The following is a 26705-nucleotide window of genomic DNA, read 5'->3' as shown; positions in this document are numbered from 1 at the left end:
GGGCCGCTTGAAGTCGGTGATCGCCGCGCCCTCGCGCAGGAACTCCGGGTTCGAGGCCACCGACACGTCCGCGGACGGGTTCGCCTCCCGGATGATCCGCTCGACCTCGTCGCCCGTCCCGACCGGGACCGTCGATTTGGTGCACACCACCGTGAAGCCGGTGAGCACCGGGGCGATCTCCCGCGCCACGGCGTGGACGAAGCTGAGATCGGCGAAGCCGTCGCCGCGGCGGGAGGGCGTGCCCACCGCGATGAACACCGCGTCCGCCTCCGAGGCGGCCGCCGCGAGGTCGGTGGTGAAGATCAGGCGCTCCTGCCGGACGTTCTCCGCCACCAGGGCCTCGAGCCCGGGCTCGTAGATCGGCATCTTGCCCGCCTTCAGGGAGGCGATCTTGTCGGCATCCTTGTCGACGCAGACCACGCTGTGACCGAAATCGGCGAAACACGCGCCCGAGACGAGGCCGACATAGCCCGAGCCCACGATCGTGATCTTCATCTGGATCTCCTTCGGTGTTGCGTCGTCAGGATCGACGGAAAGGCATCACGGCGGCCCGCTCACGACGAGACGGCGACCAAGCCGCGGGACGCGTTCTGGACGCTCCGCGACGGCCTTCTCCTGGCGATCGGGGTCTCGGACGCCGCCGGCGCAGGCGGGGGCAGGCAGCGCGCAGCGATCCTGGGCATGATCTCCGGCAGGAGGGCGACGAGCATCACCAGCGCGAACATCTCCACGCCCGAACCCTCGGACCACATGTAGGCGGAGATGGGTGTCAAGATGATGATCATGCAGCGCGGGTAGAAGGTCTGTCGGTAGACGCGGCAGAATGTGACGCTGTCCATGACGGCAAGGAACAGTGTCCGGAAGATCGGTATCAACATGAAGACCATGCCGAATATTCCGTGTTCCGCAAGGACTCTCCAAAATTCATTGTGGGCAACGCCGGTCAGGAACTTTGGATAGTTCGCGAAATGGCTGCGGGCGTAGTTCGCCGTCGACTCCATGCCCGATCCGAAGATCGGGTTGTCGTGGAACAGCTGGGTGGCGACTTGGATGCCGAGCTTGCGCTGGGCGTCGCTCAGGGATGCGGGGATGCCGCCCTGGAGAATGTAGAGCGGATCGTTGCGGGCGTCCGAGCCCGCGAAGATGCTGTCGACCCGGCGGAAGACGTAGCCGTCGAGGATGACGTCCGCGGCCATCACGACGACGAGGCCGGCGGCGACGGCCAGGGCGAAGCCGCGTAGGCTGCGCAGATCGAGGTACACCGCCATGCTGATCAGGAAGAAGGCCGGCAGCGCCTTGCGCTCGCCCGACATCATGATGAGCACGCACAGGAGCGCCCAGACCAACCCGGTGAATGTGTTGCGCGGCAGGACTTTCAGCACGATCCCGACGCCGACGCAGGCCGGCAGGAAGATGAACAGCGATTTCGGATCCCCGAGCCGCTTCCAGTCCGTGAGGAACCCGTTCGCCACGTGCCAGCCGACGTTGAAGGCGACGATGCAGCTCATCACCGCCAGGGCGGCGAGGTAGTGCCGGCGGTTCAGCGCCGCGAAATTCACGTTCAGCAGCACGAAGCCGTAGGACACGAGGATCATGACCTGGATCCCGCGGCGCAGGCCGTAGAGGAAGTCGTTCTCGATGCAGCTCGGGACGGTGCAGACCAGGTAGAAGATGATCATCAGGATCAGCCCCGCGCTGATCCTGTATTGGCTCGCGTTCTTGCTCATGAAGCAGGGCACCGTGATCAGCATGATCAGGATGTCGAACGGCTTCAGGCTGCCCAGCGGCGTGTTGGCGGTCAGGCCGCTGAACAGGCCCGCGAGCGCCAGCACCAAGCCGGACGCCACGGCCTTGTCCATCAGCGACGGAGCTTTCACCGGTTCGCTCCGGCGCCCGGGTTGCGCTCGCCGGCCGGCGGCTTGCGGTCGGGAAGCGGCCGGACGGCCGGCCGTCCCGGCTCGTTGACCGCCACCGTCGCGGGGCCGCGCGCGCTGTCCTTCTGCTCAGCGGCGCCCGCGGGTTGGCTGGCCGGCGGCGCCGCCTTCTCGTTCGACAGCGTCGCCTGCGGCGGCGCGGGCGGCACGACCTCGGCCTCCAGGGAGACCTCCAGCACGTCGCCGGGCAGGAGTTCGGTGTCGTCCTGGGCGCGGGTGCGTACCCGGCCCGCCGGGGTCCGCCGCGAGATCTTGAGATCGGGCTCCCCGCCCTTGCCGCGGACGAGCTGCGACTTGACCAGACCGGTGTAGACGAGCTTGTCGCCCACGGCTTCCAGCTTGTTCCGGGTCGTGGCGATCTTCGAGACCGAGTTCTGGAGGTCCTGGGTCAGGTCGATCTGGCGCTTGTCCGAGGTCCGCTGGAGGTTCCGGCGGGCGTCCTCGCGGTCCTTCTTCACCTGCTCGATCTGGTTCTGCGTCTGGAGCGAGCGGGTGGCGGAGAGCAGCATGGAGCGCCGCGCGTCGGTCAGGCGGGTGATCGGCACCGCACCGCGCTGGAACAGGTCGCGGATCCGCTCGTAGTCGGAGGTGTCGAGATCGGCACCCTCCTTCTCGTTCTTCTGCTGCTCCGTCAGCACCGCGAGGTTGTTGTCGGACTGCGCGACGGCGCGCTCGAAGAACTCGCGCTCCTTCTGGTAGTCGGCGTTGCGGGCCTTGAGCTGGTCCGTCTCGAGGCGGATGATCTGCTGCACCGCCGCGGGCCGCAGGGGCGTGCCGCGGATCTCGAACCCTGCCAGGTCGGGCTGTCCCTTGAGCTCGGCCTCGATGCGGGCGATGCGGGCCTGCTCGCGCACGAGGTCCATCCAGAGCGTGTCGTAGTCGCTCTTCATGTCGGCGCTGTCGAGGAACGGGTTGCCAAGCCGGAACCGCATGATGTCGTAGCCGCCCGCCAGGGTGATCGCCTGGCTCACCAGGATGCCCGGACGGAACGGGATCTCACCGGGGCGGGACACGTCGCCGCTGATGTAGATCGGGCGGTACTCCGCGATGGTGACGGTGACGTCGTCCGGCTCGATCGTCTGCATCGTCTCCTGCCCGTCGGGCGTGCGCTGCTTCAGCACCTTCCGCGACAGCGCCGTGCAGATTCGGGTGCGCAGCTCCTGCAGGGTCATCCCCACCGCCGGAAGGGGCCCGACGAGGTTGAGCTGGAGGTCGCCGTCGAGGCCGACCACCACGCGCTGCTTCAGATCGGCTGTGCCGATCACGTTGATTTCCAGCACGTCGCCCGGCTCCATCCGGTGGGCCGGCGTGGGCTCGGCCGTCTGGGCCGCGGGCATCATCTCGGGGCCGGCCAGGCTCTGACCGGAGGCCAGGAGGCCGGCGAGGACCGCCGTGAGCCCGAGCCGTCGTACGCCGCACAGTCGCATGCTCTTCGTCCTCGTTCGGGATGCGGCAGCCGCCGCGGCGGTCCCGGTGATCAGATCGGTCATCGCGCGGCCGGCGGGTTGGACGTGCCGGCGCGGATCGGCAGGCCGCGCGATCCGGCACGCTTCAGCGCCGTCAGGTCGCGCAGGCGCGGTGCGCCCTGCGGGAACAGAAGGGCGCGCACCCGCGGATATCCGGCAAGCAGCTGGGCCGCCGTGAACGACAGCGCCACGGTGAGGCAGAACAGCAGCAGCCCGGTCGCGACGTCGCCGGGGGCGCCCCCGAGCTTTCGGGCCAGGGTGAGCAGAGCGATGTAGATCGGCTGGTGGAACAGGAAGATCTCGAGGGAGCGCCGGCCGAACCCCGTCAGCCCGACCTGCAGCCAAGACAGCCCGCACAGAGTCAGGGCCGAGAACAGAACGATCACCTGGGCCGCGTCGGCGGCCAGAAGCCGTGCGGGCTCGGCGATCGAGGGGATCTCGAGTTTGCCGACCGAGTACAACGGTGGCGACGGGCGCGCACCGAGGATCGGCCCGGCATGGCGATAGACCACGGCGAGGAGCACGGCCACGAGCAGGGCCGGTCCGACGTACCGGAGGGGGATGCGGAAGCCGCCCTCGTGGAGCGCGTACACCAACAGTCCCGGGAAGAGCATGTAGGCGACGATCGGCCAGCCGAGCGGGGTGATGACCAGCCATGCCTCCGGCAGGAGACCGACCGTCAGATGCGCGGCCAGGGCCAGGGGAAGCAGGACCCGCAGGGAGGGAGCCCCGGGGGCGCCGAGGAGCTTGAGGGCGAACCGGATGCCGATCAGGGCCGGAAGGAACCAGAGGATCTGCAGACCGCTGACGTCCTCGAAGACCCGCGCGCTCATCGCCACGAGGGCGTAGGGAATGCCCACGAGGGCCTCGCCGAGGCTCCGGCCGCTGAAGGTGGCGAACAGGCCCGTGTAGAGCGTGCAGAACACCACCATCGGCCAGCCGTAGCGGACGAGGCCGTCGGCCCAGCCCAGCCGGCTCCAGGTGCTCCGCGGCCGCAGGAACGGCAGGAGCAGGAACATCGCCACGTGAACGAGATAGAGACCGCCCCGCGCCTCGCCGGCGACGGCTTCGAGCGTGTGGTTGTGTCCGGCCACGATGAGCAGGATGAACAGCCCTTTGAAGGCGTCGAGCCGCGCCGTCTCGTCGCCGGGGCGCGGGGCGCCGGCCGGCCGGGTCGCTGCCTGTGGAGCGGGACGGACTCCCGGACCGGTCATGACGCGTCGCTGCCGTGCCGCTGGGGAGGCAGCTGGGCCGGCGGAAGCTGCGGCGCGCCCGCGCGCTGGTCGCGACGCCGCGGCACCGACCGTCCGCGGCGCAGGGAGGCGATCATCCGCGGGATGGCGTCCCGCCATGTCCGGTCCGCCCGGCCTGCATCCTCGTCGGACCGGTGCAGGTAGGTGCCGTAGCGGCTGCCGCGGTTCGCGTGGATCTGCTTGAGGAAGCGCGGATCGATGCGGTTGAGCACGACGCCGAGCAGTTTGTCGCGGATCGCCCGGTTGGCGGAGAGCTCGGCGCGGACAACGTCCTGCGTCGTCTGCCCCCACTCCACCACCAGCAGGAACCGGTCGATGAGCCGGTTGGCCGCGCGCACGTCGACCACCGGGACCAGGGGCGGGAGATCGATCAGGACGTAGTCGAACGCCTCGCGGGTCCAGGCCAGCACCTGCGCGAGCCCGGAGGCGGGGATCAGCTCCGCCATGTGGCGGCTGCCCTCGTAGGTGCCCACAGGCAGGAAGTGCATCCCGGTCTCGGGGCACTGCCAGAGCACGTCGGACACGAGCTGCTCGCCCCGCAGAACCTCCACCAGGGCCGGCGCGCCGGACTCGCTGAGGCCGAGGGTCAGGGCGCGGCGGCGGAGATCACCGTCGATCAGAAGCACGCGGTGGCCGCCATGGGCGATCAGGCGCGCGAGGTTCAGCGCCACCGTGCTCTTGCCCTCGCCGGGCAGGGTGGAGGTGATGCCGATGATCTGCGCCCGGTCGCTGCCCTCGACGTCGATCGCCACCCGGATCGACCGCAGCGTCTCGGTGAAGAGCGAGGTCGGCTCGCTGACCGAGTAGCGTTCGATCAACGTCTGGCAGCGGATCTGGCGTTCGCCGGAACTGTCGAGGGCGGGCAGGCGGCTGGACTTTCCGGTGGGCACGTCGGTCAGGACGCCCAGGCATTCGGCGCCGGTGGCGGCCTCGATCTGCTCCGGCCGCCGGAAGACCCGGTCGGTGGCTTCCCGCAGGAACACGACGCCGAGGCCGGCCATCAGGCCGAGCACGCTCGACACGCCCAGGATGACCACGCTGCGCGGCTCGGATTTGCCGGACGGCGGGAAGGCGGCGGTGATGATCCGGGCGTCCGTGGTCGGCAGCAGCGCCTGCTGGCTCGCCTCCATGAACTTCGTCAGCATGCTGTCGTAGAGACCCTTGTAGCTCTGGGCGGAGCTCTCGAGTTCGCGCAGGCCGACCGTCTTCAGGTCGGTGTCGGCCGAGACCTTGAGCATGTGGCCGAGGTTGGCCTGGATGGCGTCCTCGCGGGCCCGGGCGACTTCGAACTCGCCGCGATAGACTTCCGCGAGCCGCCGCAATTCATCCTCGAAGGCGCGCTTGGCCTGCTTGATCGACGCGCGCAGGCTTTCGGACGCCGCATTGTCCCGGCCGAAGCGTCGAGACCAATCGTCCTCGCGGGCGGTGAGATCGACGATCTGCTGGCGCAGGCGGCCGAGGACGTCGCTCTTCAGGCTGTCGATCGTCGTGGCGTCGGGCATCCCCTCCTTGAGGGCGCGCTGCGCCCATTCCAGCCGCACATGCGTCTCGGCGGTCTGACCGCGCGCCGTAGTGAGCTGGGTGCTGAGTTCGGCGAGCTGCTGGTCGCTGATCAGGCTGCGGCCGATCGTGACGATGTTGTTGTCCGCCTTGAACGACTGGACCGCCCGGTCGGCCGCGAAGGTCTGCTCGCGCAGCTCCGCGATGCGGTCCTGGAGCCAGACGGTGGCCCGTCGCGTCGTCTCGCGCTTGGCGTCGAGTTCACCCGCGATGTAGCCGGCCGCCACCCCGTTGGCGATCCGCGCGGCGAGCTGGGGGGTCCGCGCCGAGAAGCTGATCTCGATGACGTAGGTGATCCCCAGACGGTTGATCCGCAGATTGTTGGCGAAGCGGCTGAGGGCCTCGCGGACGCGCTCGTCCGGGGACGATTGCTTGTCGCGGCCGAGAAGGTGCGCGACCCGCCCCATGATCATCGCGACGGGGCCCGAGGATTTCGGCATGAAGTCGTTGTCGTCGAGCAACCTCAGGTCGCGGATCACCGACCGCGCCAGGTTCTCGGAGCGGATGACCTCGACCTGGCTCTCCACCGAGGCGGCGTCGAACGTATCGCTCGAGACGACCGACTGCTGCGGCGAGAACAGCTGCGTGCGCCGCGTGTCGATGAGCATCCGCGCGGTCGATTGATACACCGGTGCGGCGAGCAGCGCGTAGCACGTGCCGGCCCCCAGGCACGTCAGCATGGCGAGCGAGAGGATCCGCCAGTGCCGGCGGATGATGCGGGACAGTTCGAGCAGGTTGAACTGCCGGGCAGAGAATTCACCCGACTCAGCGTGCATGGCCATCAATGATTCTCTGGGCGGGGTCGCTCGAGGAACACCGGTTCGTGCTGCGGGGCGCGAAGGTTCCGCAGCTCGGAAGTGCACGACCCTGAGTTAGGTGCTGCAGCGCGGCAGCGTGTTGACAAAAATCATGATGGGAAGCTGTCGCAGGGCTATTCAAAGCACGCAGATAGACGGGTTAAAGCTCTCGATAGGCTATTATACCGTCTTCTCGTCAGCATCGCAGGCGTGGGAGATCCGGCAAAGTGAGTAGTTTGCCCTCACTGATCGACGATGTCGATGCGATCATTGAACTCCCGCGGGGTCCGGCCGGGACCGTCGGGAGCGCGGCCTTTTCGGGGGCGGCGCCGACCGAGATTCCTCTCGTGGTCGATCTCGACGGCACCCTGATCCACTCCGATCTGCTCGTGGAATCGTTCCTTGCCCTGGCGGGGAGCCGTCCCTTCCGCGCGGCGTCCGCGCTGCTCAGTCTCCGCGACGGCAAGGGCGCGCTCAAGGCCCGTCTTGTCGATGACCTGCGGCTCGACATCGCCAACATTCCGCTGAACGAGGCGGTGATCGCGCGGATCCGCGCCGAGAAGGCGGCGGGCCGGCAGATCTATCTCGCCTCCGCGTCGGATATCCGCCTCGTCGAGGCGATGAGCGCGCGCGTCGGCCTGTTCGACGGGGTGCTGGGCTCGTCGGGGGGCGTGAACCTGTCAGGGCGCGCCAAGGCGGACGCACTGTGTCGCCGCTTCGGCGAGCGGCGCTTCGATTACATCGGCGGTTCGAGCGTCGATCTCCATGTCTGGGGCCGCTGCCGGAACGCCGTGATGGCCGGCGGCACCGAGCGCCTCTTCCGCAAGCTGAGGGCGCTGAGCCCCGGGGCGGAGTCCCTGGATTCGGGCGCGATGCCCTGGCGCGATTACCTCCGTGCCCTGCGCCCGCACCAGTGGCTGAAGAACATCCTGGTCTTCGCGCCCGCGATGGCCGCGCATGCCGATCTGGCCACGCTGGCGCTGTGCATGCTGGCCTTCTGGAGCTTCAGCTTCTGCGCCTCGGCGGTCTACGTCCTCAACGATCTCCTCGATCTGAGGTCGGATCGCGCCCATCCCCGCAAATGCCGGCGCCCCTTCGCCTCCGGCCGCGTTCCCCTCATCCACGGCGCCCTGATGATCCCGGCGCTCTTGACGGCGGCACTCCTCCTGGCATCGCCGCTGCCGCTGGAGTTCCTGGGGGTCCTCGGAGGCTATTTCCTCCTGACGACCGTCTACTCGCTCTATCTCAAGCGTAAGATGGTCGCCGACGTCGTCGCGCTCGCGGTGCTCTACGCGTGCCGGATGGTCGGCGGCGCCGCCGCGGTGGGCCTGGTGCTCTCCCACTGGCTCCAGGCCCTGTCGATCTTCCTGTTCCTGTGCCTGGCGCTGGTGAAGCGCTGCGCGGAGCTGGTCGACCGGGTCCAGGCTGGCAAGGGTGATCCCGAGGGTCGCGGCTACCGGCTGGACGACCTCCCGTCCCTCGAGTCGATGGCGGCGGCGAGCGGCTACCTCACCGCCCTCGTGATGGCGCTCTACCTAAACAGCGACGCCGTCTCGGCGCTGTACCGCCACCCCGAGCGCATGTGGCTGATCTGCTTGGCGATCCTGTTCTGGGTCAGCCGGGTGATCCTGAAGACGCGGCGGGGCGAGATGGACGACGACCCGATCGTCTTCGCCCTGAAGGATAGGGTCAGCCTTGTGACGGGCGTCGCCTGCGCGGTGATCATCGCTTCGAGCGTCTGAGTATCATGTGGACACCCGCGACGACCTGCGACGCCGTCCGCGAGGGCCGCCCGCGATGATGCTCTCCGGCTGGGGCAACTATCCACGCGTGGACTGCACCGTGACCCGCCCGCGCGACGTCGCGGAGCTGATGGGTGCGATCGGACGGAATCCGACCCTGATCGCCCGGGGTGCGGGGCGCTCGTACGGCGATGCCGCCCTCAATCGCGCCGCCACGCTGGTGACCACGCGGCTGAACCGTATCGCAGCGTTCGATCCGGCCTCCGGCGTCGTCTCCTGCGAGGCCGGCACGACCCTCGACGAGCTGATCGAGGTCTTCCTCCCGCGGGGCTGGTTCCCCTGGGTCACCCCCGGCACGCGCTTCGTCACGGTCGGGGGGGCCATCGCCAGCGACGTCCACGGCAAGAACCACCATCTCGACGGCACCTTCGGGCGCCATCTCCTCTCCATCGACCTCGCCCTGGCCGACGGTTCCGTGGTGCGCTGCAGCGACAACGAGAATCCGGACCTGTTCGCGGCGACGCAGGGGGGCATGGGCCTCACCGGCGTGATCCTGCGCGCCACCTTCCGCCTCCGGCCGGTGGAGACCGACCTCGTCGTCCAGCACACGACGCGCACCCGCGATCTCGCGCAGACCTTCAGCGCATTGGAGGACGCCTCCGACGCGACCTACTCGGTCGCGTGGATCGACTGCTTGGCCCGGGGCGCCAACCTGGGCCGCGGCGTCGTCTACAGGGGCGAGCATGCCGCCCTGGGCGACCTGCCGCCGGCCCGGGAGGGGCGCGCCTACGAGGACGCGCCGCGCCGCAGCCGCACCCTACCGCTGTCGCCTCCGAGCTTCGCCCTGAACCGCTACAGCATGGGCGCACTCAACGCGGCCTATTACGGGCGGGCGAAGGCCGGCCGAAACCTGGTCTCGTACCAGACGTTCTTCTATCCCCTGGACGCGCTCCTGCATTGGAACCGGATCTACGGGCGGCAGGGCTTCGTGCAGCATCAGTGCGTCCTGCCGCTGGTGTCCTGCGACGAGGCCCTGCGCGAACTGCTCACGATGATCGCCGCCCGCGGCACCGGCTCGTTCCTCGCGGTGCTGAAACTGTGCGGGGAGGCGGCGCGGGGTCCGCTCTCGTTCCCGATGAGAGGCTACACGCTGGCGCTGGATTTCCAGGCCAACGCCGGCAATTTCAGCCTGCTCACGGAACTCGACGAGGTCGTGGCCGCCCATGGCGGCCGCTTCTATCTCGCGAAGGACGCCCGCGGCGGCGCCAGGCTCCTGCGGGACGGGTATCCGCGCCTCGAGGAGTTCTCCCGGACGCGCGACCGCTACGACCCGCGGCGGCGGTTCAGATCCGTTCAATCAGAGAGGCTCGGGCTATGAGACGGACCATCGTGGATCCCGCTCCGGGCCGTCCGTCGCTCCCGTCAGGGGCGACCTCCACGTCGGCCGGAGGCGCGGGCATGAGCGGGGTCATGGCCGCGGACATGTCCCCAGTCCTGATCGTCGGCGCGACGTCCGATATCGGCCTCGCCCTCGCGCACGAATACGCCAAGCGCGGCGCCGCCCTGATCCTGGCGGCCCGCCAGCCGGACCGCCTCCAGGCCGACCTCCTCGATCTGCAGACCCGCTACGGCGTGAGCGCGCGCTCGGTCGATCTCGATCTCCTCGATCCCGACAGCCGTACCCGCTTTCTGGACGGCCTGACCGTCGTGCCGGGCACCGTGATCTCGGTCGCGGGGCTGCTCGGGGAGCAGGAACGCTCGCAGGGCGACGCCGCCCTCGCCGAGGCGGTGATGACGACGAACTACGTCGCCCCGGTGCTGATCCTCTCGGCCGTGGCCAACCGGATGCAGGAGAAGGGCGCCGGCACGATCATCGGGGTGAGTTCCGTCGCCGGCGATCGCGGCCGCGCCTCCAACTACCTCTACGGGTCCGCCAAGGCCGGGTTCAGCGCGTTCCTGTCGGGCCTGCGGGCCCGGATGCGGGCCCACGGCATCCATGTGCTGACGGTCAAGCCCGGCTTCGTGGACACGCGGATGACGAGCGGCATGAAGCTGCCGCCGGTCCTCACCGCCTCGCCCGCGCAGGTCGCCCGGGAGATCGTGCGCGCGCATCTCGGCCGCCGCTCGGTGATCTACACGCTGGGCCGCTGGCGCTGGATCATGCTCCCGATCCGCCTCCTCCCCGAACCTCTCTTCATGCGGCTGAAGTTCTGATGGGCGCCTCATCGACGCTACCCGCCTCCGGGACGATCCGCGCGGGCCGCGGCCTGCGCGGCCTGGATCTGATCGGTCTGGCGCTGATCTTCGCCCTCGCCCTCGTCGTCCTCGCCCACGACGGGATCCTGTCGAGCGGGATCACCTACTCGGACGAGACCGAGCATCTGCGCCGGACGATGATCTTCGCCCGAATATGGCGGGGCGAGTTCAGTCTGGATCTCTTCGCGACCGCCTATGGCGGCGGCATCTGGCCGCCGCTCTATCCGGCGCTGATGGGCGCCCTCGAGGCGGCGTTCGGCCTCGGCGTCCCCGGGCTGCGGCTCGTCAACGTCGCCCTGGTCTTCGCGGGCTTCGCCCTGTTCACGCGGATGATCGACGACCCGCGCCCGAGGCTGCTCTCGCTCGTCATCCCCGCGTGCTTCCTGGCCGGGACCACCACCTACTTCCAGGTCCGGCCGGAAAACCTGGCGGTCCTGCTCGTGGGCCTCGCGAGTACGGCGATCGCGCGCGGGCGCCTGTTCCGGGCCGCCAAGCCCGACCGGGCGCGGCCTCTGGCATACGCGGCGGTGGGGGCTCTGGCCGGCCTGACCTGCCTGACCCACGCCGTCTTCGCGCTCTGCGCCGCGTACCTGACGCTGCTCGCCCTCCTCGATATCCGCCGCCGCTGGATGTTCGTCGCCGCGCTGCTCGCGGTGGCGGGGCCCTACTTCGCGGTGCAGAACTCGCTGCACACGGGGCTCGTGCTGTTTGCCACGACCGCCGAGGAGAACCTCGCGCGCAACAACAATCCGTACCTGCGCACCGCCCCCCGGGGAGAAGCCGACGACCAGCTCTTCGCCGAGATGGAGCGCCGCTACGCCGATGGCGACCGGGTCGTCTATCCCCGGCCCCTGGCCGTTCCGGCGAGCCGCTACGAGCAGTGGCTGCACGACGAGAACAAGCGCCGGATCTTCAAGGCGATCGCGCTCTCCGAGATCGCCGCCGACCCGGTCGGCGCCCTGCGACGGCTGGGCGAGCGCGTCGTCGGCCTGCTTGTCGGCGATGCCTGTCTCGGCGACGGCCGCTACGGCTGCATCGTATCGGGGACGGCCGATCGGGTCGCCTACGCCATGCTGGTCGCCCTGGGGCTCGCGGGCCTGTTCGCCGCCGGCCGGGTCGAGCGCCACCACCCCCGCGCGGTCTCGTTCCTGGTCCTCTGCGGCGTGCTCCTCGTGCCGATGGTGCTGACGCAGGGGCTCGTCCGGCACTTCGTGATCGTGCTCCTTCTCGGGGCCTACGGCGGATTGTTCCGCACATGCGAAACCGCGCGCGAGCCGTCCGTGGCCCCCGGGCCGGATGCGAGGCAGCCCGCGTGACCGTTGCCTCGTCCGACCGATCCGCGACGGGCCCGCACGTGCTCCCGGAGCCCGACGTATCCCCGCGCGAGCCGGGCGCGCGCAGCGCCGCATCGGATGATCGCCCGGCACCGGGGCTGCCGGGCCCGGTGCGGCGTACGCGGGCCGTTTCCCGGAAGGACATGGACATGCCCCTCGATCGCCTATCCCTGATCCTGCGCTATGCTGTCTTCGCGCTCCTGTCGATCGCGATCAACTGGCTGATGCAGTTCCTCATGCTGCGGACGATCCCCGGCGCTTCGGCGATCTACGTCGCGCTGTTCGCCGGGACCGGAGCTGGATTCGCGGCGAAGTACCTGCTCGACCGGAACTTCATCTTCTACCACACCTCGTCGGACCACAGACAGGAACTCTGGGTCATGGTGCTTTATCTTTGCACCAGCGTCCTTATGACTGGTCTCTATCTGGCGTCCCAGGGTCTCATGTATTACAAATACGGGGAGTGCGCGCTCTACTACGTGATCGGCACGCTCGTTCTGTTGTGCGGCTACACGACGAAATTCATCCTCGACGGCCAGTTCGTGTTCAAGCAGTCCGCAGACGGACGGAGTTCCAGCGCGCAGGCTTGAGGCAGGGCACAGTTCGAGGACATCGGTAGGGCGCGGATTGCGGTCCCATGCGGAAGTGGGCGGACCCTGGCCGCCTCAATGGTCGACGGGCGTCGTCGCGGCTCATCCGACGCTTCGGTGGATCCCGCTGGTTGTGAGGTCGCGGTGTCGGCGATGGAAAAGCCCTGTCGCCGGGCGTTCCCTGAAGCGGCGCCCCAGGGTCCGCTGGGCGATCGCCAGGCGAGAGGGGGTTGCCTGAGCTGCCGGGGGCCTGCCACCCTCGTCGCGGCTCTGTAACAGATTGGAATCTAACACCGGCATCCGCGCCGTCTGCGCCCCATCCGGTGCCCGCGGCCTGCGGATCGCCCGCTGCTCCGGACGAGGCCGGTCACGCGGTCCGGACTCCGCCCTGGCGCGCGTTCGAGCCCACAAGGGGGCGATGATGGCGGATCCCGGTCGGGATCCGCCCGCGCGTCAGCAGGTCCCGTCGGCGCAGGCGAAGTCTCTCAGATCGGCGAGACGCTCGATCAGGACGATGTCGCGCCCCACGGTTCGGATATGTCCAGCCTTCTTGAGCTTTGCCAGCGAACGGCAGACCGTCTCCACGGTCAGGCCCAGGTAGTCGGCGATGTCGAGCCGCGACATCGGCATCCGGATCTCGACCTTGCTGCCGGTCCGGCGCTCGCCCTTGGAGACCAGTTCCAGGATGAAGCTGGCGACACGCTCTTCCGCGCTCTTCTGGCTGAGGTTGAGCACGAGGGATTGCGTCCTCGACACCTCCGCGCACAGCTCCGAGATGAACTCGTCGCGCAGCGTTGGGCTCTCTGTGAGAAGTGTGTTCAGCTTCTCGCGCGGCAGGGCGTGAATGTAGCAATTCGTCACTGCTTCAGCCGAGTAGATGTGCTTCCCACGTGCCGAAAGGCCCATCACGTCCCCCGGAAAGACGAAGCCGATGACCCCGCGGCGACCATCCAGAAGGAACCGGGATATCCGCAAGACGCCGTCGGCGACCAGGAACACAGAATTCGCCTGATCGTCCTCCCAAAACACCTTCTGACCCGCGTGATACAGGATCGTGGGACGATCCGAGCACTCAGAGCGAAGGCTTATCGTGCGCGTTTGTCTGTCGGATAGCGCCTTGCGCACAATCGGACGCGAGGTGATCGGAGCCAGACATTCCACGGCGGTCACCTCAACACTATTAAGAATACGTTAATAGCTTAGGCACGCGATGGCACAGGCGGATAACTCCAGCGTGCTCAATTGTCACGCGGATCCACAGTCCGTAACAGGATATCGACGATTTGTAACAATGACGCTTTCGCGGGCGGTCAGTTGCACAGCGATGAAGCAGAAATTGCAATTGTATTGGGCGTTTCTGGCACTATCGGTAACTTTTCGATGAACTAGCGCGGGGGTTTCGAAATTTCCAGATCAGTCGCTGCGCGGATCGTGGCTTTTCCGAGAAGGTTCTTGGCATTTGTCATGGCGGCTGTGTTCGCAATGGTCTAAAGAATTCCGGAACGTATCCTCGAAGTTCGACCCTTGTACCGGAGCATGACATGAAGCCTATATTGTTGACGGGCGCCGCCGGCTTCATTGGCTATCATGTCGCGAAGCGCTACCTCAACCAGGGGCGGAGCGTCCTCGGGGTCGATGATCTCAATGACTATTATGAGGTCGCGCTCAAGGAGAGCCGCCTCAAAGATCTTAACGCTCATGAAAAGTTCAATTTTCGCAAGGTCGATCTGGCTGACCGCGCGGCCATGGAGGATATTTTCAAGACAAACGCGTTCGAAACGGTGATCCATCTCGGGGCGCAGGCCGGTGTGCGCTACTCGCTGGAGAACCCGCACGTCTACGTAAAAAGCAACGTGGAAGGCTTCCTGCACATCCTCGAAGGCTGCCGCCACAACCCGGTGGAGCACCTCCTCTACGCCTCGTCCAGCTCCGTGTACGGCGCCGTGACGCAGATGCCCTTCTCGGTGCACCAGAACGTCGATCATCCGGTGAGCCTGTACGCGGCCACCAAGAAGTCGAACGAGCTGTTCGCCCACAGCTACAGCCACCTCTACCGGATCCCGTGCAGCGGCCTGCGCTTCTTCACGGTCTACGGGCCGTGGGGTCGGCCGGATATGGCGTTGTTCCTGTTCACGCGCGCGATCCTGGCGGGTGAGCCGATCAAGGTTTTCGCCAACGGCCAGATGATGCGCGACTTCACCTACATCGACGACGTCGTCGAAGGCATCGTGCGCCTCGCGGACAAACCCGCGCAGGTCAACCCGGCCTGGGACTCGACCGCGCCCGATCCCGGCACCAGCAACGCACCCTACCGGGTCTACAACATCGGCAATCACCAGTCCGTCCAGCTCCTGCACCTGATCGAGGTCCTGGAGACCTGCCTGGGTCGCAAGGCGCTGAAGGAGTTTCTCCCCGCGCAGCCCGGCGACGTGCCGGCGACCTACGCCGACGTGGAGGACCTCGCGACGGCGGTGGGCTACGCGCCGAGCACGCCGATCGAGGTCGGCGTGGAGCGGTTCGTGCGCTGGTATCGGGATTATTACGGCGTCTGATCGCGATCCCGGGTCTCGCGCGCGGGATCCGGGCCGCGACGGCGGCGGCTCAGGCGCGGGGCCAGGGCGGCACTTTGATCCGCGCCCGCTCCGCATGCGGCGTCGACACGAGGCGGCAGGCGCGGCCGCGGGACCCGCCAGCGGCTTCGCCGGTCGCTCGCGGAATCGGCCCTCGGAGGCCCGAGGCGATCGATCTCAGCGCTGGTAGCCGAGATAGATGTCGCGCGGATGCAGGCTGTCCGTCGCGGCGGCGGCCCCGTCCGGCTTGCGGCCGAGGAAGTAGACGCCGTTCGCGCTGTCCACCTGCCGCGCCTCGGGCAGCCGATGGTCGAGGAACGCCAGCGGCAGAAACGGCAGCGACATCAGGCCGCCGATCGTCCGGGATCGCGTCAGGTCCCGCATGAGCGCGCGGACCGCCCAGTAGGCCGAGAGGCCCGTGCCCCCGAGCGAACCCCGCGCCTTCGGCTCGAAGGCACGGAACAGCAGGCGATGCCCGCTCTCGGTGAAGCGCCAGAAGTCGTACGGCCCCTCGTGAACGTGCTGGAGAAACGGCGTCTCGGCGTAGACGTGGCCGCCGGGCTTGAGCACGCGCTCGATCTCCGCGACGATCCGGGCCGGGTCGACCACGTGCTCCAGAACCGCCTGCACCACCACCGCGTCGACCGACGCGTCGGCCAGGGGGATGGCGTGTCCGTCGGCGATGAAGGAGATGTCCGCGCTCGGGTAGACGTCGAAGGCGATGACCTTCAGGGCCGGGTCCGCGTAGAGGTCGCGGGAGCCCTCGCCGCGGGTGCCGCCCCCCACGACGACCATGATGGGATCGGCGGTCGTAGCCTTGGTCGCGGCGATCAGGGCGCTGAAATTCGCGCGGCTCCGCTTGGTCGAGGGGAAGAGTGCCTTGACCGCCTGGCGCAGGCCGGAATGCGGCTTGCGGTCGATGAGCGGGGCAATGTCCGCCTCGCCGAAATCGGTCCGCCGGACCACGCTCCGCTCGAAATCGATGAGCACCGGTTGTCCGTGGACCACCGGGAAGGCGGACAGGGCCGAGGCGGCACGCAAGGCGCCGGCGTTGCCCCGCGTGACCACCACCGGCTCCTCGGGGCGCCCGGGATGGCGCAACAGACCCGCGTAATCTTCGAAGCTTGCCAGCATCCCAGGAACTCCACGCTCGGGCCGAACGGCCGCCACGCCGACCGATTGTATATCCGTCAGAGCACGATGGTTTCGGACAACGGGATAGGCCCTCCCGCCCCGTGCCCTAGACGATCAGCCCCCGGACGGGGGGCAGGTGCTCGGTCCCGGGGAAGACGTCCCGCGAGAGAACGGCGTCGGACGCGCCGAGCAGATCCATCGCGACGCCCTTCAGGACGGCGCGCAGGTCGAGGGTCGGCATCAGATCGCGCTGCTCGTAGAGCTGATTCTCGCGCAGGCCCGGCCAGTCGGTGATCATCCGCCCGCCCGCGATGGCGCCGCCCGCCAGCAGCGCGATCGTCCCATTGCCGTGATCGGTGCCGAGGGTGCCGTTGAGCCGCGCGGCCCGCCCGAACTCGGTGACGACCACGATGGCCGTGTCGCGCCAGACCGATTCCAGTTCGGTCTCGAAGACCTGCAACGCCGCATCGAGGGCCTGAAGCAGGTCGGCGAGCCGGCCGGAGGCTCCGCCGGTATGGGCATGGGTGTCGAAGCCGTCGAACGACAGGGCCGCCACCCGCGGTCCGTCCGGCCGCACAAGGAATCGGGCGGCTCCGGCCGCGATCGAGCGCGCGGCCTGGACGTGGGGCTGGTTGCGGGTGTTGAGGCCCGCGCCGATCCCGGCCTCCGCGGCCATGCGATCGGTCTCCAGGGCGCGGTCGAGCGCCTGGGCGAGCTTCGGATCGGTGTGGGCGTAGACCTGCTCCATGCGGTCGTAGAGCGTGCTGGCGGCGGCCGGCATCTCGGACGGATACCACGCCAGCACGGGCGCCGGTCCGCGCAGGATCAGCGGGGTGGAGGCCCCGACCGCGAGGCCGTCGACACCCTGGCCGGCCGCCAGTCCCTCGGACCGCCCGAGCGTCCGGCCGGCCGGCAGATGGGCCGCGAGCCGGTTGAGCCATCCGGTCCGGGTTGCGCCGGGCTTGGGCGCCCCGCTCTCAAGGACGTCCTGCCCATCGAAATGCGAGCGGTCCCTGTAGGGCGTCGCGACGGCGTGGACCACGGAGAGCTTGCGCTCGCGGAACAGGCGCGCCGTCTCCGTCATGGTCGGATGCAGGTAGAAGAAGCCGTCGAGAGGCAGGGCCGCCCGCGGACCGCTGGTTTCCAGCGCGATGGTCTCGCGCAGGCCCCGGTAGGCCGGGTCCGCGATCGGGGCGACGGCGGACAATCCGTCGAGGGCCCCGCGCAGGATCACCACGAGCAGACGGGGATCGCGCCCCGTGGTGGCCTGCGCGAAGCGGGGGGCGTGCGCCCAGGCGTAGAGCGCACCGGCCCCGAAGGCGAGGCTGCGCCGGGTCGGCCTGAATCCGTGTCCATACGCCATGGTCATGTCCGCTGGAACTCGGGGGAGAGGAGCAGGCCGCCTACGGCCTCGCTCGGTTTTACGGCGGCCCGCTGCCCCTCGGCCGCGGCGCGGTTCGGTCCGGCCTGCCGGCGCCGGGCCTCAGCGCCGGCTGGCCCGTTCACGTCCGACAGGTCGCCGCCCCGCCGGATCAGCCGGTGAACCTGCGCGCCGGCGATCATCGGCCGCCATGGGCCGAGAGGCCGGGATCCGTGTCGCCGATCCCGCGGCCGAGCGCGGGGGGCACCCGGTTCAGCCGGTCGTCCGCCATCGCGCGGTAGAGGCGCAGATACGCGTCGGCGACCACGGGAATCGCGTGCTTTTCGCACATGCGCTGTCGCGCCTCGGCGCTCATCGCACCCCATGCGGCGGGATCGAGGCGGGCGGCCGTGAACAGGCCCTCCAGGATCCCCTCGCGGGTATTGGCCGCCAGCATGATCCCGGAGCGCCCCGATACGACGAGGTCGCCCGCGCCGCTCACGTCGGTGATGATCGGAACGGCGCCGTAAGCCATGGCTTCGAGCAGCGTGTTCGACATGCCCTCGGAATCCGAGGGCAGGATCATGAAGGCGGCGTCGCCGTAGATCGCATCACGGTCGTCGGTGACCCCCATGAAGCGGACCGCCGGCAGACCGGCGGCCAGCGCCAGCAACCGCGCCTTCTCGGGCCCGTCCCCGAAGATGCGCAAGGTGGCCGGCTGGTCGGCGGCGAAGATCCGGAACGCCTCGATCAGCCTGTCGACGCGCTTCTCCGTCGCGAGCCGACCGGCGTAGACGAACACGCGTGCGCCGTCCGGCGCGCTGAAGGCGGACCGGGGCTCCGGCGGGCATTCGACGCCGTTCGGCACCCGCGCGACCCGGCTGGCCGGTATGCCGAGGTCGGCCAGATCGCCCGCGATCTCGCTGCTGTTGGCCACGAAGACCAGGCGCGAACGCCGCGCAAGCGCGACCACGAGCTTCCCGAAGGGCAGTTTCTGCGCCGGCAGCCGGCGCAGTTCGATATGCGCGCCGCCGCGCCCGAGCTTGGCCGAGAGCAGTTTTCCGAAGAGCTGCCCCGCCACGATCCCGGGCCAGGCATGCAGGCGCAGGTGCTGGATCGCGATGACGTCGTAGGTGCGTCGATGCCGGGCGAGCCAGAGGAGCGCCCGGATCCAGAAATGCAGCATCGAGACGACGTAGCGGCCCCCGAGCGCGGGATCGTTGCGCATCAGCAGCCGCACCACCCGGCCCTCCGGTTCCTCGACGACGCCCGCGGCGTCGGGCCGGAGGGTCGGGGCGAGGATCGTGATCGCCGCGCCGCGGTCGCGCAGGGAGCGGGTGAGGATACGGGTCTGACGCTCGGCGCCGCCGAAGCTGTCCGGATAATAGCTCGGCATCAGAAATACGATGCGCATTTAAGCAGCTCATCCCGTTCGCGACGGCGCACGCAGGTCGTCCCCGTGCTCGGCATCGCCACGGTAGACCAGCCGTAAGGTGCGGCGCTTGACAAAGGTCAAGGCGCTCAAGGGCCGTTCTTGCGACTGTGATTGCAGCCTGATTGAAGATTCGGGCGTGCATATTCTGTTACCATCGGATGACCGTGAAAGATCCAGAAAATGCATTCTCTGTGCATCCGAGCATCGGTGCAGATCTTGTGTCGGCGTCATCGGCGGCCCTTTTCGCGACGCGTTCGATGAATGTCCGATCGTCTAGACAGTCGAAAAACGGTCCGTTGAGAACTGTACTGACCTTGAGGTCCCGGATGGCATGACTGTTGCTGAGTGGCTACTTACGTAGCGCTGAAGGGGATGGGGCAGTGACGGTTTTCAACCTGTCAGATGCCAACAGCGCGACTTTACGGCGCGAGGTTGACGTCTGCATCGTCGGCGGAGGCATGGCCGGGCTCGCCACCGCACAGCGGCTGAGCGCCGTGGCCGGAGTCCGGATCTGCGTCCTCGAGAGCGGCGCGCACGCCCGCGACGAAGGCCTGGAGGCGCTGAACGACATCGAGGATTGCGCGGGCCGCTACGCCGGCGCCCGCGACAGCCGCGTCCGGTTGATCGGAGGCGCCTCGTCCCTGTGGGGAGGCCGGCTCCTGCCCCTCACCGCACATGACCTCGGCGCGCGCGAATATGCCTCGATCGATGCTTGGCCGATCCGGCCCGAGGAGCTGGACGCCCACACGGCCTCGGTCGAGACGCTGTTCGACCTCGATCACCGCCCCTTCGAGTTGACGGATCTGACGCGTCTCTGGCCGAAATTCGGCATCTATCCGCGGCATGCCGACGTGAGCTGCCGCTTCGCGAAGTTCCCGACGTTCCGAAACCGGAACATCGCCACGGCCCTGCGCCGCTCGGTCCTCGCCGGCGCCCGGGCCGCCGTCTACCTCAACGCGACCGCCCACGATTTCGCGCTGGATGCCGAGACTGGGCAGGTCCGCGAGGTCGTCGCCCGTGCCCCCGGCGGAGCCAGCCTGCGGGTCACCGCCCGGTACTTCATCTTCTCGGCCGGCACCATCGAGACGACCCGCCTCACCCTCCTGCTGAATCGGATCTCGGGCGAGCGCGCCTTCGCGGGATGCACCGCGCTCGGCCACTATTTCAACGACCATCTCAAGGTCCCGGTCGGGACGGTCTATCCGGTCGACATCCGCGCAACGAATCGGCTCTTCGGCTACCACTTGGCCGGCTCGACGCGCCGCAACCTCCATTTCGAGCTGAGTGCACAGGCGCAGCGGCAACTCGCGATCCCCAGCGCCTACATCGATTTCCGCCTCGGGATGCCCGACCGATCGATCTACAGAGCGTTGCGCGATCTTGGTGGGAGGCTGCAGGGCAGGAATATGCCGCATCGAAACCTTCAGGTCCTGCGCGAGGCCCTGGACGTCGATACCCTGTACCGGCTCCTGTTCTGGCGCCTGCGCCACCGGCAACTCTACCTCTCGGCGGAAATCGGCATCACGGCCGAGATGCGGATCGAGCAATCTCCGAGCGCCGCCCACCGGGTGGCCCTGTCCGACCGCGCCGACGCCTACGGTGTCCCACTGGTTCGTCTGACCTGGGCGCCGACGGATGCCGATCGGCGGACCTTTCTCGCGGCTCTGCGGCATTTCAAGACGTTCTGGTCGCAGGCCGGGCTGGCGAGCTCCAGCCCGATCGCGTGGGAGGCGGACGATGAAGCCGCCGGCGACCGCTTCTTGGAGGCGGCGCGGGACGCCTCTCATCCGGCCGGCTCGACCCGCATGGGAATCGATCCGACCCGCTCGGTGGTGGACGCGACGTTGCGCTGCCACGCCGTGAAAAACCTTTTTCTCGTCAGCGCCTCGGTGTTCCCGGGCGCCGGAAGCGCCAACCCCACCTTGACCATCCTGCAGCTGGCGCACCGCTGCGCCGACCACATCGTCCGCGAACTCCGGGTGGCCTGACGCCGAGCCTGACGCACCGCGCGAATCACGATCGCCCGGGCCCACGCTACAACCTTCGCTATAGCTTGTAAGATTACTGGTACGGCGCCGGCATACTCGGTTTTAAAAACCTGAAACGCATGACTAAAATCAATTCCTAGTGAGCCAAGACGACTAGCTTAACGCCAACTTGTTCCGGTCTGGTGGGAGCGGCGGATGGCGGATCCTGGTTTGAAGATCGCCCATATCATAACGCGCATGATCCGCGGGGGCGCCGACGAGAACACCATGCTGTCGTGCAACGCCTTCGCGGAGCGCGGCCACGACGTCACGCTCCTCTGCGGCAATGAGGTCGAGCCGGAGATGCTGGCCCGCGCCCATCCGCGCGTCACCACGATCCGCATCCCCAGCCTCGTCCGGCCGATCAACCCCATCGCCGACGCCGCCGCCCTGATGTCGCTGCGGATGCATCTCCAGGCGATTCGCCCCGACATCATCCACACGCACACCAGCAAGGCCGGCATCCTCGGGCGCGCCGCTGCGATCCGGATGCGCTCCAGCGCGGTGATCCACGGCATCCATATCCTGCCGTTCGTCAATGTCGGCGCCGCCCAGCGGGCGATCTACCTCGGTCTGGAGCGGGCGCTCGTGCGGGCCACCGACCAGTACGTGAGCGTCAGCGCCGGCATGCGCGACATCGCGGTGGCCCACGGTCTGGGCGGCGCCGACGTGCACCACGTGGTGGCCAGCGGCATGGACATCGGCGCCTTCCAGAGGTTGGCGGACCGGAACCGGGCACCTGCCCCCGGAAACGACAACAGGACCTTCAAAGTCCTGTATCTGGCGAATTACGAGGCCCGGAAGCAGCATGCCCGCCTGATCGACGAGATCGCCGCGCAGGCGACGCGGTTCGCCGACACCACCTTCCTGCTAGCTGGGCAAGGGCGCGAGCGCGACGCGCTGGAGGAGATGGTACAGCGCCGAGGCCTCGCGCAGCGCGTGAAGATCCTGGGCTACGTCGAGGCGACGAGCGACCTGATCGCCTCGGCAGACCTGTGCGTCTACTGCTCCGAGCGCGAGGGGCTTCCGCGGGCGATCGTGCAATACTGCGCCACCGGTCGGCCGATCGTCGCCTTCCACCTGCCCGGCATCGAGGCCGTCCTCCACCACGGCCACAACGGCTACCTCTGCCCACAGGGCGACTTCATTGACCTATTCGCGCGGATCCGCGGCCTCCTCGACGATGAGGCTACGCGGCAACGGATGGCCGACAACGCGGCGGCCGTCGATCTCAGCGAATGGGGCGCGGACCGGATGTATCTGCGGCTGAACGACATCTATCGGAGCGCGCTGCGGGGCAAGCGCAACGCGGCGGGCGCCCCGACGCTGGCGGCCGGGGGCCTCGACGTCCGGAGCGCGTCGTGAACGCGGCGCTCGACATCGTCCATCGCTCGCGTCCGCCGACGAGATCAACCGAGGTCTAGGACGATGTCCGAGTGCCGCGTATTGTACGTCATCAACGGGTTCAACAAGGGCGGCGCTGAGATCGGCCTCCGGACCATGCTGGAGCATGGTTTCCTGAAGGGCTGCGAGGTCCGGGTGATCGGGCTCCACGAAGGTTCGCCGGAGCTGCGCGCTGCCATCGAGCACTTGGTCGGAGCGGAGAACGTCACCGTGCTCACGCACGGGCCGAAGCTGACCCTCGCCGCGCTCTGGCGGGGGTTCCGCGCCCTGCGGGCCGCGCTTCGCACCTTCCGGCCGCAGACGGTGGTGCTGTCCCTGCGGCAGACCAACATCATCGGGCGCCTGGCACTGCTCGGCGCCCGCCACGTCCGCTGCATCGCCTTCGAGCATATCGCCAAGCTGGAGGCCGGGCGGCTGACGCCCGTCTACGCGGCCCTGCTGTGGCTGCTGTCGCCGCGGGTGGACGAGGTCTGGGCGGATTGCCGGGTCACGCTCGAGGGAACGCGGCGTTACTACCGGCGGCGGCGCCGCGAGCGGGTGGTGCCGCTGTTCGTCGCGGATGCGAACGCCGAGCGCAAAACCGACTACGCGCTGGGCACGCCCGTCAGGCTCGTGACGGCGGGACGGCTCATCCCGCGCAAGCGGATGGACGTGCTGCTGGACGCAATGTCGAGCCTGCGCGCGGCCGGCCGTGACTGTACCCTGACGGTCTTCGGCGATGGCCCGGACCGCCCGCGACTGACCCAGCGCGCCACATCGCTCGGCCTCGGCGATGCCGTGACCTTCGCGGGCTTCCGGCCCCGATGGTACGAGGCGGCGCGGGACCACGACCTCTGCGTCCATCTGAGCGACGAGGAGGGATTCTGCATCGTCGTCGCCGAGGCGATGATGGTCGGCCTGCCGGTGATCGCCAGCCCCTGCGGCGGGGTGCTCGAATACGCCCGCGACGGGCTCGATGCCCTGTACGCGCCGATGCCGGCGGAGCCGAGCGCCGTGGCCCGGCTGATCGCCGGCCTCCTGGCCGATCCCGATCGTCGCCGCACCCTGGGGCAGGCTGCGGCCGGGCACATCGCCGACGCCTACGGCGCGGTCTCGGCCGCAGCCGTCTTCGGCACGCTCACCCGGACCATCGCGCAGAGCCCGGCCGAGCCCGCGTCGGCCGAACTGCTCGGGAGGCAACATGGCCGAGCCTGACGGGCACGCCCGATCGTCCGCGCGAACCTTCGCCCATGTCGGCGTGTCGTCCAAAGGCGTGCTGCGGGGCGTCGGCTGGCTCGCGGCCGCGCGGCTCCTCGGGATGATGCTGTCCCTGGTCTCGACGGCGGTCCTGGCGCGCATTCTGTCGCCGTCCGATTTCGGCCTGATGATCCTCGTGGCGGTCATCGCCAACCTCGCCGCGCAGGTGGTCGAGGGGGGCGTGGCGGTGCCGCTCGTGCAGCGGGCGCAGATCTCGACGGCGCATGTCCACATGGCCCTGGTGCTGGCCACGCTCGTCGCCCTGGTCCTGGCGGCGGCGCTCACGCTCATCGCTCAGATCGGTCAGATGGTGGCGGGCCGGGAGATCGTTCCCGCGACGGTGGTGCTGTTCGCCTCGCTGACGATGCCGTTCCGCGCCTGGATCTCGGTCCTGTCGGCGATCCTGCAGCGCGAGGGGCGTTTCCGCGAGAACACCATCATCGCCCTTCAGAGCAACCTGTTCGGGAACGTCCTGCCGGCCCTGATCCTGGCCTGGGCCGGCTTCCAGATCCAGGCGCTGCTCGTGGGACTGCTCGCCGCCAGCGTCCTGGAGGCCGCGCTGACGGCGCGCGCCGCCCGGATCCCCCGCTTCCAGGTCCCGCCCCTCGCCGCGGCGCGGGATCTGGCGACGGCGAGCTACGCCGGAACCACCATGCAGGTCATCAACTGGGCCGCCCTGAGCAGCCCGAACTTCCTCGTCGGGACGCTGTTCGGCGCCCACGCGCTCGGCCTGTTCTCGCGGGGCGCCACCCTGGTGAACCTCGCCAAGGACGTGCTCGGGTCGAGCCTCGCCCGGGTGCTCCTGCCCACCTTCGCCGCCATGGAGAGCGAGCCGGCACGCCAGGCCGAGGCGTTCGAGCGCGCGATGGCGGCGAGCCTCCCCGCCTTCGCGGTCGCCAGCACCGCCCTCGTCATCCACGCCGAGGCGACCGTCCGGATCATCCTCGGGCCGGCCTGGGGGGAATCGATCCCGGTTCTGCAACTCCTCGCGTTGGGGCTGCTGCCGCGGATCAGCTACAAGGTGTCCGACTCGCTCCTGATGGCGAAGGGCGAGCTCTGGCTCGTCGCGAGCCGTCAGCTCTTCTACCTGACGGCCATCGTCGGCCTGTCCCTGGGCGCCTCGGGCCTCGGGATCAACGGTGTCGCGGGGGCGGTGACGGCGGCGACCGCGCTCTACTACGTCGTCTCCCTGCGGGCCGTCTCCCGCCGCCTCGGCATGGCGGGTTCACGGATCCTGCGCATGCACGCCGCGGCGATCGTCTGGGCGATCACGGTCGCGTGCGTGGACGTGCCGCTGACCCTGGCGGCGAGCCCGCTTGGCTTTTGGCCATCTCAGATCCTGGGCGGTGCCGCGCTGACCCTCGCCAGCGTGATCCTGTTCCTCTGCACGCCGGAGCGCGCGCTCGGCGGCGACATGGCGGCATTGCGGACCCGGCTCAGGTCGCGGCTCGCGGCCCGCCTCCGCACCCGGCCGGCGTTGTCGGCCGGATGATGAAAACGAAGCTTGACGCATGCACTTGTCCACACGTTGGAACGTATGAAAACAATCCAGCGACTTCAGAGACTGAAACAGAATCCTTCGCGATTGTACCAGTCTGCGCAACGATTGACAGTTTGCAGCCGGAATCGCACATATGATGCTATTACCAGACAGATATACGTGCTATTCCGATGAACAGGGCGGGACGTGTCTCGCCTGCGCTGGGAGACAATGGTTGTCCCGAAGTGTGTTGCCGGGAGCACACCGCGTGCTCATCGTCGATCCGGACGAGGAGAGCCGCCTGGCGCTCGCTCGGCAACTCTCCATGGAAGGCTTCAGTGTCCGCGAGGTCAGCGGTGCGGCCGGCGTCCACCAGAGCCTGGCACATGACGGGATCGACCTCATCCTTCTCGATCTCGTCCTGCCCGACATCGACGGGCTACAGCTCGCCCGCGAAGTGAGGAGCCTGTCCTGGAAGGTCGGGCTCATCATGATGGCGAACCGCAGCGACGTGATCGATCGGATCGTCGGCCTGGAGGTCGGGGCGGACGACTACGTGCTGAAGCCGTTCCACGTCCGCGAGCTGATCGCCCGCATGAAGAGCATCCTGCGCCGGCTCCAGCCCAGCGCGCAGCCCGTCAGCAGCGCGGGCGAGCCGGTCTTCTCCTTCGATGGCTGGCAATTCAGTCCGAGCCGCCGCAAGCTCACGTCCCCTGACGGGCACGACGTGGTGCTGACCTCCGGCGAGTACGAGTTGCTGAAAGTCTTCGTCGAGCATCCGGGGCAGGTCCTGACCCGCAATCAGCTCATGGACCTCACGCGGGGACGCGAGTGGAACGGTCTCGATCGTGTCGTGGACGCGCAGATCGTGCGTCTTCGCCGGAAGATCGAGATCGACCCGAAGAGCCCTCAGCTCATCAAGTCCGTCCGGGGCGCCGGCTACGTCTTCGCGTCCCGCCTCTCCTACGGCAACGTGCGCGTGGGCTCGGTGCCCGCCCAGGACCGGGACGTGGGTTTCTACCGGCAGGTCGAGAAGGCACCGTCGTGTTGACCGCAGTCGAGGGATCCGTAGACGCGCGGCTCCAGGGTCGGGATCAGGTCCGGCGGATCTCCCTGGGAAGCGATGC

21 protein-coding genes are annotated in these 26705 nt (G+C 68.5%); 11 read left to right on the top strand and 10 right to left on the bottom strand.

Annotated elements, in window-relative coordinates:
* The 5 genes from MKL01_RS29945 to MKL01_RS29925 form a co-directional block, all read right to left on the bottom strand.
* On the bottom strand, positions 1-495 hold a 495-nt coding region (locus MKL01_RS29945; protein WP_243908825.1), incomplete at its 3' end, for a 3-hydroxyacyl-CoA dehydrogenase NAD-binding domain-containing protein.
* Between the two features lie 59 nt (positions 496-554).
* Complete coding sequence (locus MKL01_RS29940; protein ID WP_243908824.1) at positions 555-1877, bottom strand: O-antigen ligase family protein; 1323 nt, start codon at positions 1875-1877, stop codon at positions 555-557.
* Positions 1874-3361 carry a polysaccharide biosynthesis/export family protein gene (locus MKL01_RS29935; RefSeq protein ID WP_243908823.1) on the bottom strand — a complete coding sequence of 496 codons (1488 nt, stop codon included), beginning with the start codon at positions 3359-3361 and terminating at the stop codon, positions 1874-1876. The genes MKL01_RS29940 and MKL01_RS29935 overlap by 4 nt, the downstream gene beginning before the upstream one ends.
* A 59-nt stretch (positions 3362-3420) precedes the next feature.
* On the bottom strand, positions 3421-4614 hold the full coding sequence (locus tag MKL01_RS29930; protein ID WP_243908822.1) for an acyltransferase: 1194 nt from the start codon (positions 4612-4614) through the stop codon (positions 3421-3423).
* On the bottom strand, positions 4611-6995 hold the full coding sequence (locus MKL01_RS29925; RefSeq protein WP_243908821.1) for an AAA family ATPase: 2385 nt from the start codon (positions 6993-6995) through the stop codon (positions 4611-4613). Before MKL01_RS29925 ends, MKL01_RS29930 begins: the two co-directional genes overlap by 4 nt.
* A 242-nt stretch (positions 6996-7237) precedes the next feature.
* Here MKL01_RS29925 and MKL01_RS29920 point away from each other — a divergent pair, with 242 nt between their 5' ends.
* The 5 genes from MKL01_RS29920 (at position 7238) to MKL01_RS29900 (ending at position 12932) form a co-directional block, all read left to right on the top strand.
* On the top strand, positions 7238-8752 hold the full coding sequence (locus MKL01_RS29920) for a UbiA family prenyltransferase (protein WP_243908820.1): 1515 nt from the start codon (positions 7238-7240) through the stop codon (positions 8750-8752).
* Between the two features lie 55 nt (positions 8753-8807).
* Complete coding sequence (locus MKL01_RS29915) at positions 8808-10130, top strand: FAD-binding oxidoreductase (RefSeq protein WP_243908819.1); 1323 nt, start codon at positions 8808-8810, stop codon at positions 10128-10130.
* Positions 10131-10210: 80 nt separating this feature from the next.
* A complete protein-coding gene (locus MKL01_RS29910; RefSeq protein ID WP_243908818.1) occupies positions 10211-10966 on the top strand; it encodes an SDR family oxidoreductase in 756 nt (251 codons plus the stop codon).
* Positions 10966-12324, top strand: coding sequence for a hypothetical protein (locus MKL01_RS29905; protein ID WP_243908817.1), 1359 nt, complete (start codon positions 10966-10968; stop codon positions 12322-12324). Before MKL01_RS29910 ends, MKL01_RS29905 begins: the two co-directional genes overlap by 1 nt.
* A 38-nt stretch (positions 12325-12362) precedes the next feature.
* Entirely contained in the window at positions 12363-12932 is a 570-nt protein-coding gene (locus MKL01_RS29900; protein ID WP_243908816.1) for a GtrA family protein, read from the top strand.
* A 453-nt stretch (positions 12933-13385) separates the two neighbouring features.
* Here MKL01_RS29900 and MKL01_RS29895 read toward each other — a convergent pair whose 3' ends face one another.
* Positions 13386-14057 carry a Crp/Fnr family transcriptional regulator gene (locus tag MKL01_RS29895; RefSeq protein ID WP_313901499.1) on the bottom strand — a complete coding sequence of 224 codons (672 nt, stop codon included), beginning with the start codon at positions 14055-14057 and terminating at the stop codon, positions 13386-13388.
* 416 nt (positions 14058-14473) lie between these two features.
* Here MKL01_RS29895 and MKL01_RS29890 point away from each other — a divergent pair, with 416 nt between their 5' ends.
* Positions 14474-15484: an NAD-dependent epimerase gene (locus MKL01_RS29890; protein ID WP_243908814.1), complete on the top strand. Its 1011-nt coding sequence runs from the start codon at positions 14474-14476 to the stop codon at positions 15482-15484.
* Positions 15485-15679: 195 nt separating this feature from the next.
* Here MKL01_RS29890 and MKL01_RS29885 read toward each other — a convergent pair whose 3' ends face one another.
* From MKL01_RS29885 to MKL01_RS29870, 4 genes are all read right to left on the bottom strand, one after another.
* Positions 15680-16636 (bottom strand): class I SAM-dependent methyltransferase, encoded by a 957-nt coding sequence (locus tag MKL01_RS29885; RefSeq protein ID WP_243908813.1) that lies wholly within the window; start codon positions 16634-16636, stop codon positions 15680-15682.
* 106 nt (positions 16637-16742) lie between these two features.
* Positions 16743-17999 (bottom strand): DUF1501 domain-containing protein, encoded by a 1257-nt coding sequence (locus MKL01_RS29880; RefSeq protein WP_243908812.1) that lies wholly within the window; start codon positions 17997-17999, stop codon positions 16743-16745.
* A 2-nt stretch (positions 18000-18001) separates the two neighbouring features.
* Positions 18002-18199 carry a hypothetical protein gene (locus MKL01_RS29875; RefSeq protein ID WP_243908811.1) on the bottom strand — a complete coding sequence of 66 codons (198 nt, stop codon included), beginning with the start codon at positions 18197-18199 and terminating at the stop codon, positions 18002-18004.
* The gene (locus tag MKL01_RS29870; RefSeq protein WP_243908810.1) at positions 18196-19410 is read right to left on the bottom strand and encodes a glycosyltransferase family 4 protein; all 1215 of its coding nucleotides are present in this window, start codon (positions 19408-19410) and stop codon (positions 18196-18198) included. Before MKL01_RS29870 ends, MKL01_RS29875 begins: the two co-directional genes overlap by 4 nt.
* A gap of 401 nt (positions 19411-19811) precedes the next feature.
* Between MKL01_RS29870 and MKL01_RS29865 the strand changes: the two genes are divergently transcribed.
* From MKL01_RS29865 to MKL01_RS29845, 5 genes are all read left to right on the top strand, one after another.
* Positions 19812-21419 carry a GMC oxidoreductase gene (locus MKL01_RS29865; RefSeq protein ID WP_243908809.1) on the top strand — a complete coding sequence of 536 codons (1608 nt, stop codon included), beginning with the start codon at positions 19812-19814 and terminating at the stop codon, positions 21417-21419.
* 195 nt (positions 21420-21614) lie between these two features.
* Positions 21615-22823 (top strand): glycosyltransferase, encoded by a 1209-nt coding sequence (locus MKL01_RS29860; RefSeq protein WP_243908808.1) that lies wholly within the window; start codon positions 21615-21617, stop codon positions 22821-22823.
* Between the two features lie 63 nt (positions 22824-22886).
* Positions 22887-24056: a glycosyltransferase gene (locus tag MKL01_RS29855; RefSeq protein ID WP_243908807.1), complete on the top strand. Its 1170-nt coding sequence runs from the start codon at positions 22887-22889 to the stop codon at positions 24054-24056.
* A complete protein-coding gene (locus tag MKL01_RS29850) occupies positions 24043-25590 on the top strand; it encodes an oligosaccharide flippase family protein (RefSeq protein WP_243908806.1) in 1548 nt (515 codons plus the stop codon). Before MKL01_RS29855 ends, MKL01_RS29850 begins: the two co-directional genes overlap by 14 nt.
* 256 nt (positions 25591-25846) lie before the next feature.
* Complete coding sequence (locus tag MKL01_RS29845; RefSeq protein WP_243908805.1) at positions 25847-26629, top strand: winged helix-turn-helix domain-containing protein; 783 nt, start codon at positions 25847-25849, stop codon at positions 26627-26629.
* The last annotated feature ends 76 nt before the right edge of the window (positions 26630-26705 follow it).

It is taken from the genome of Methylobacterium sp. J-070, assembly GCF_022829385.1.
Lineage (GTDB): Bacteria > Pseudomonadota > Alphaproteobacteria > Rhizobiales > Beijerinckiaceae > Methylobacterium.
Note: the sequence above shows the minus strand (reverse complement) of the source record. Positions and strands in the feature narration are given on the sequence as shown.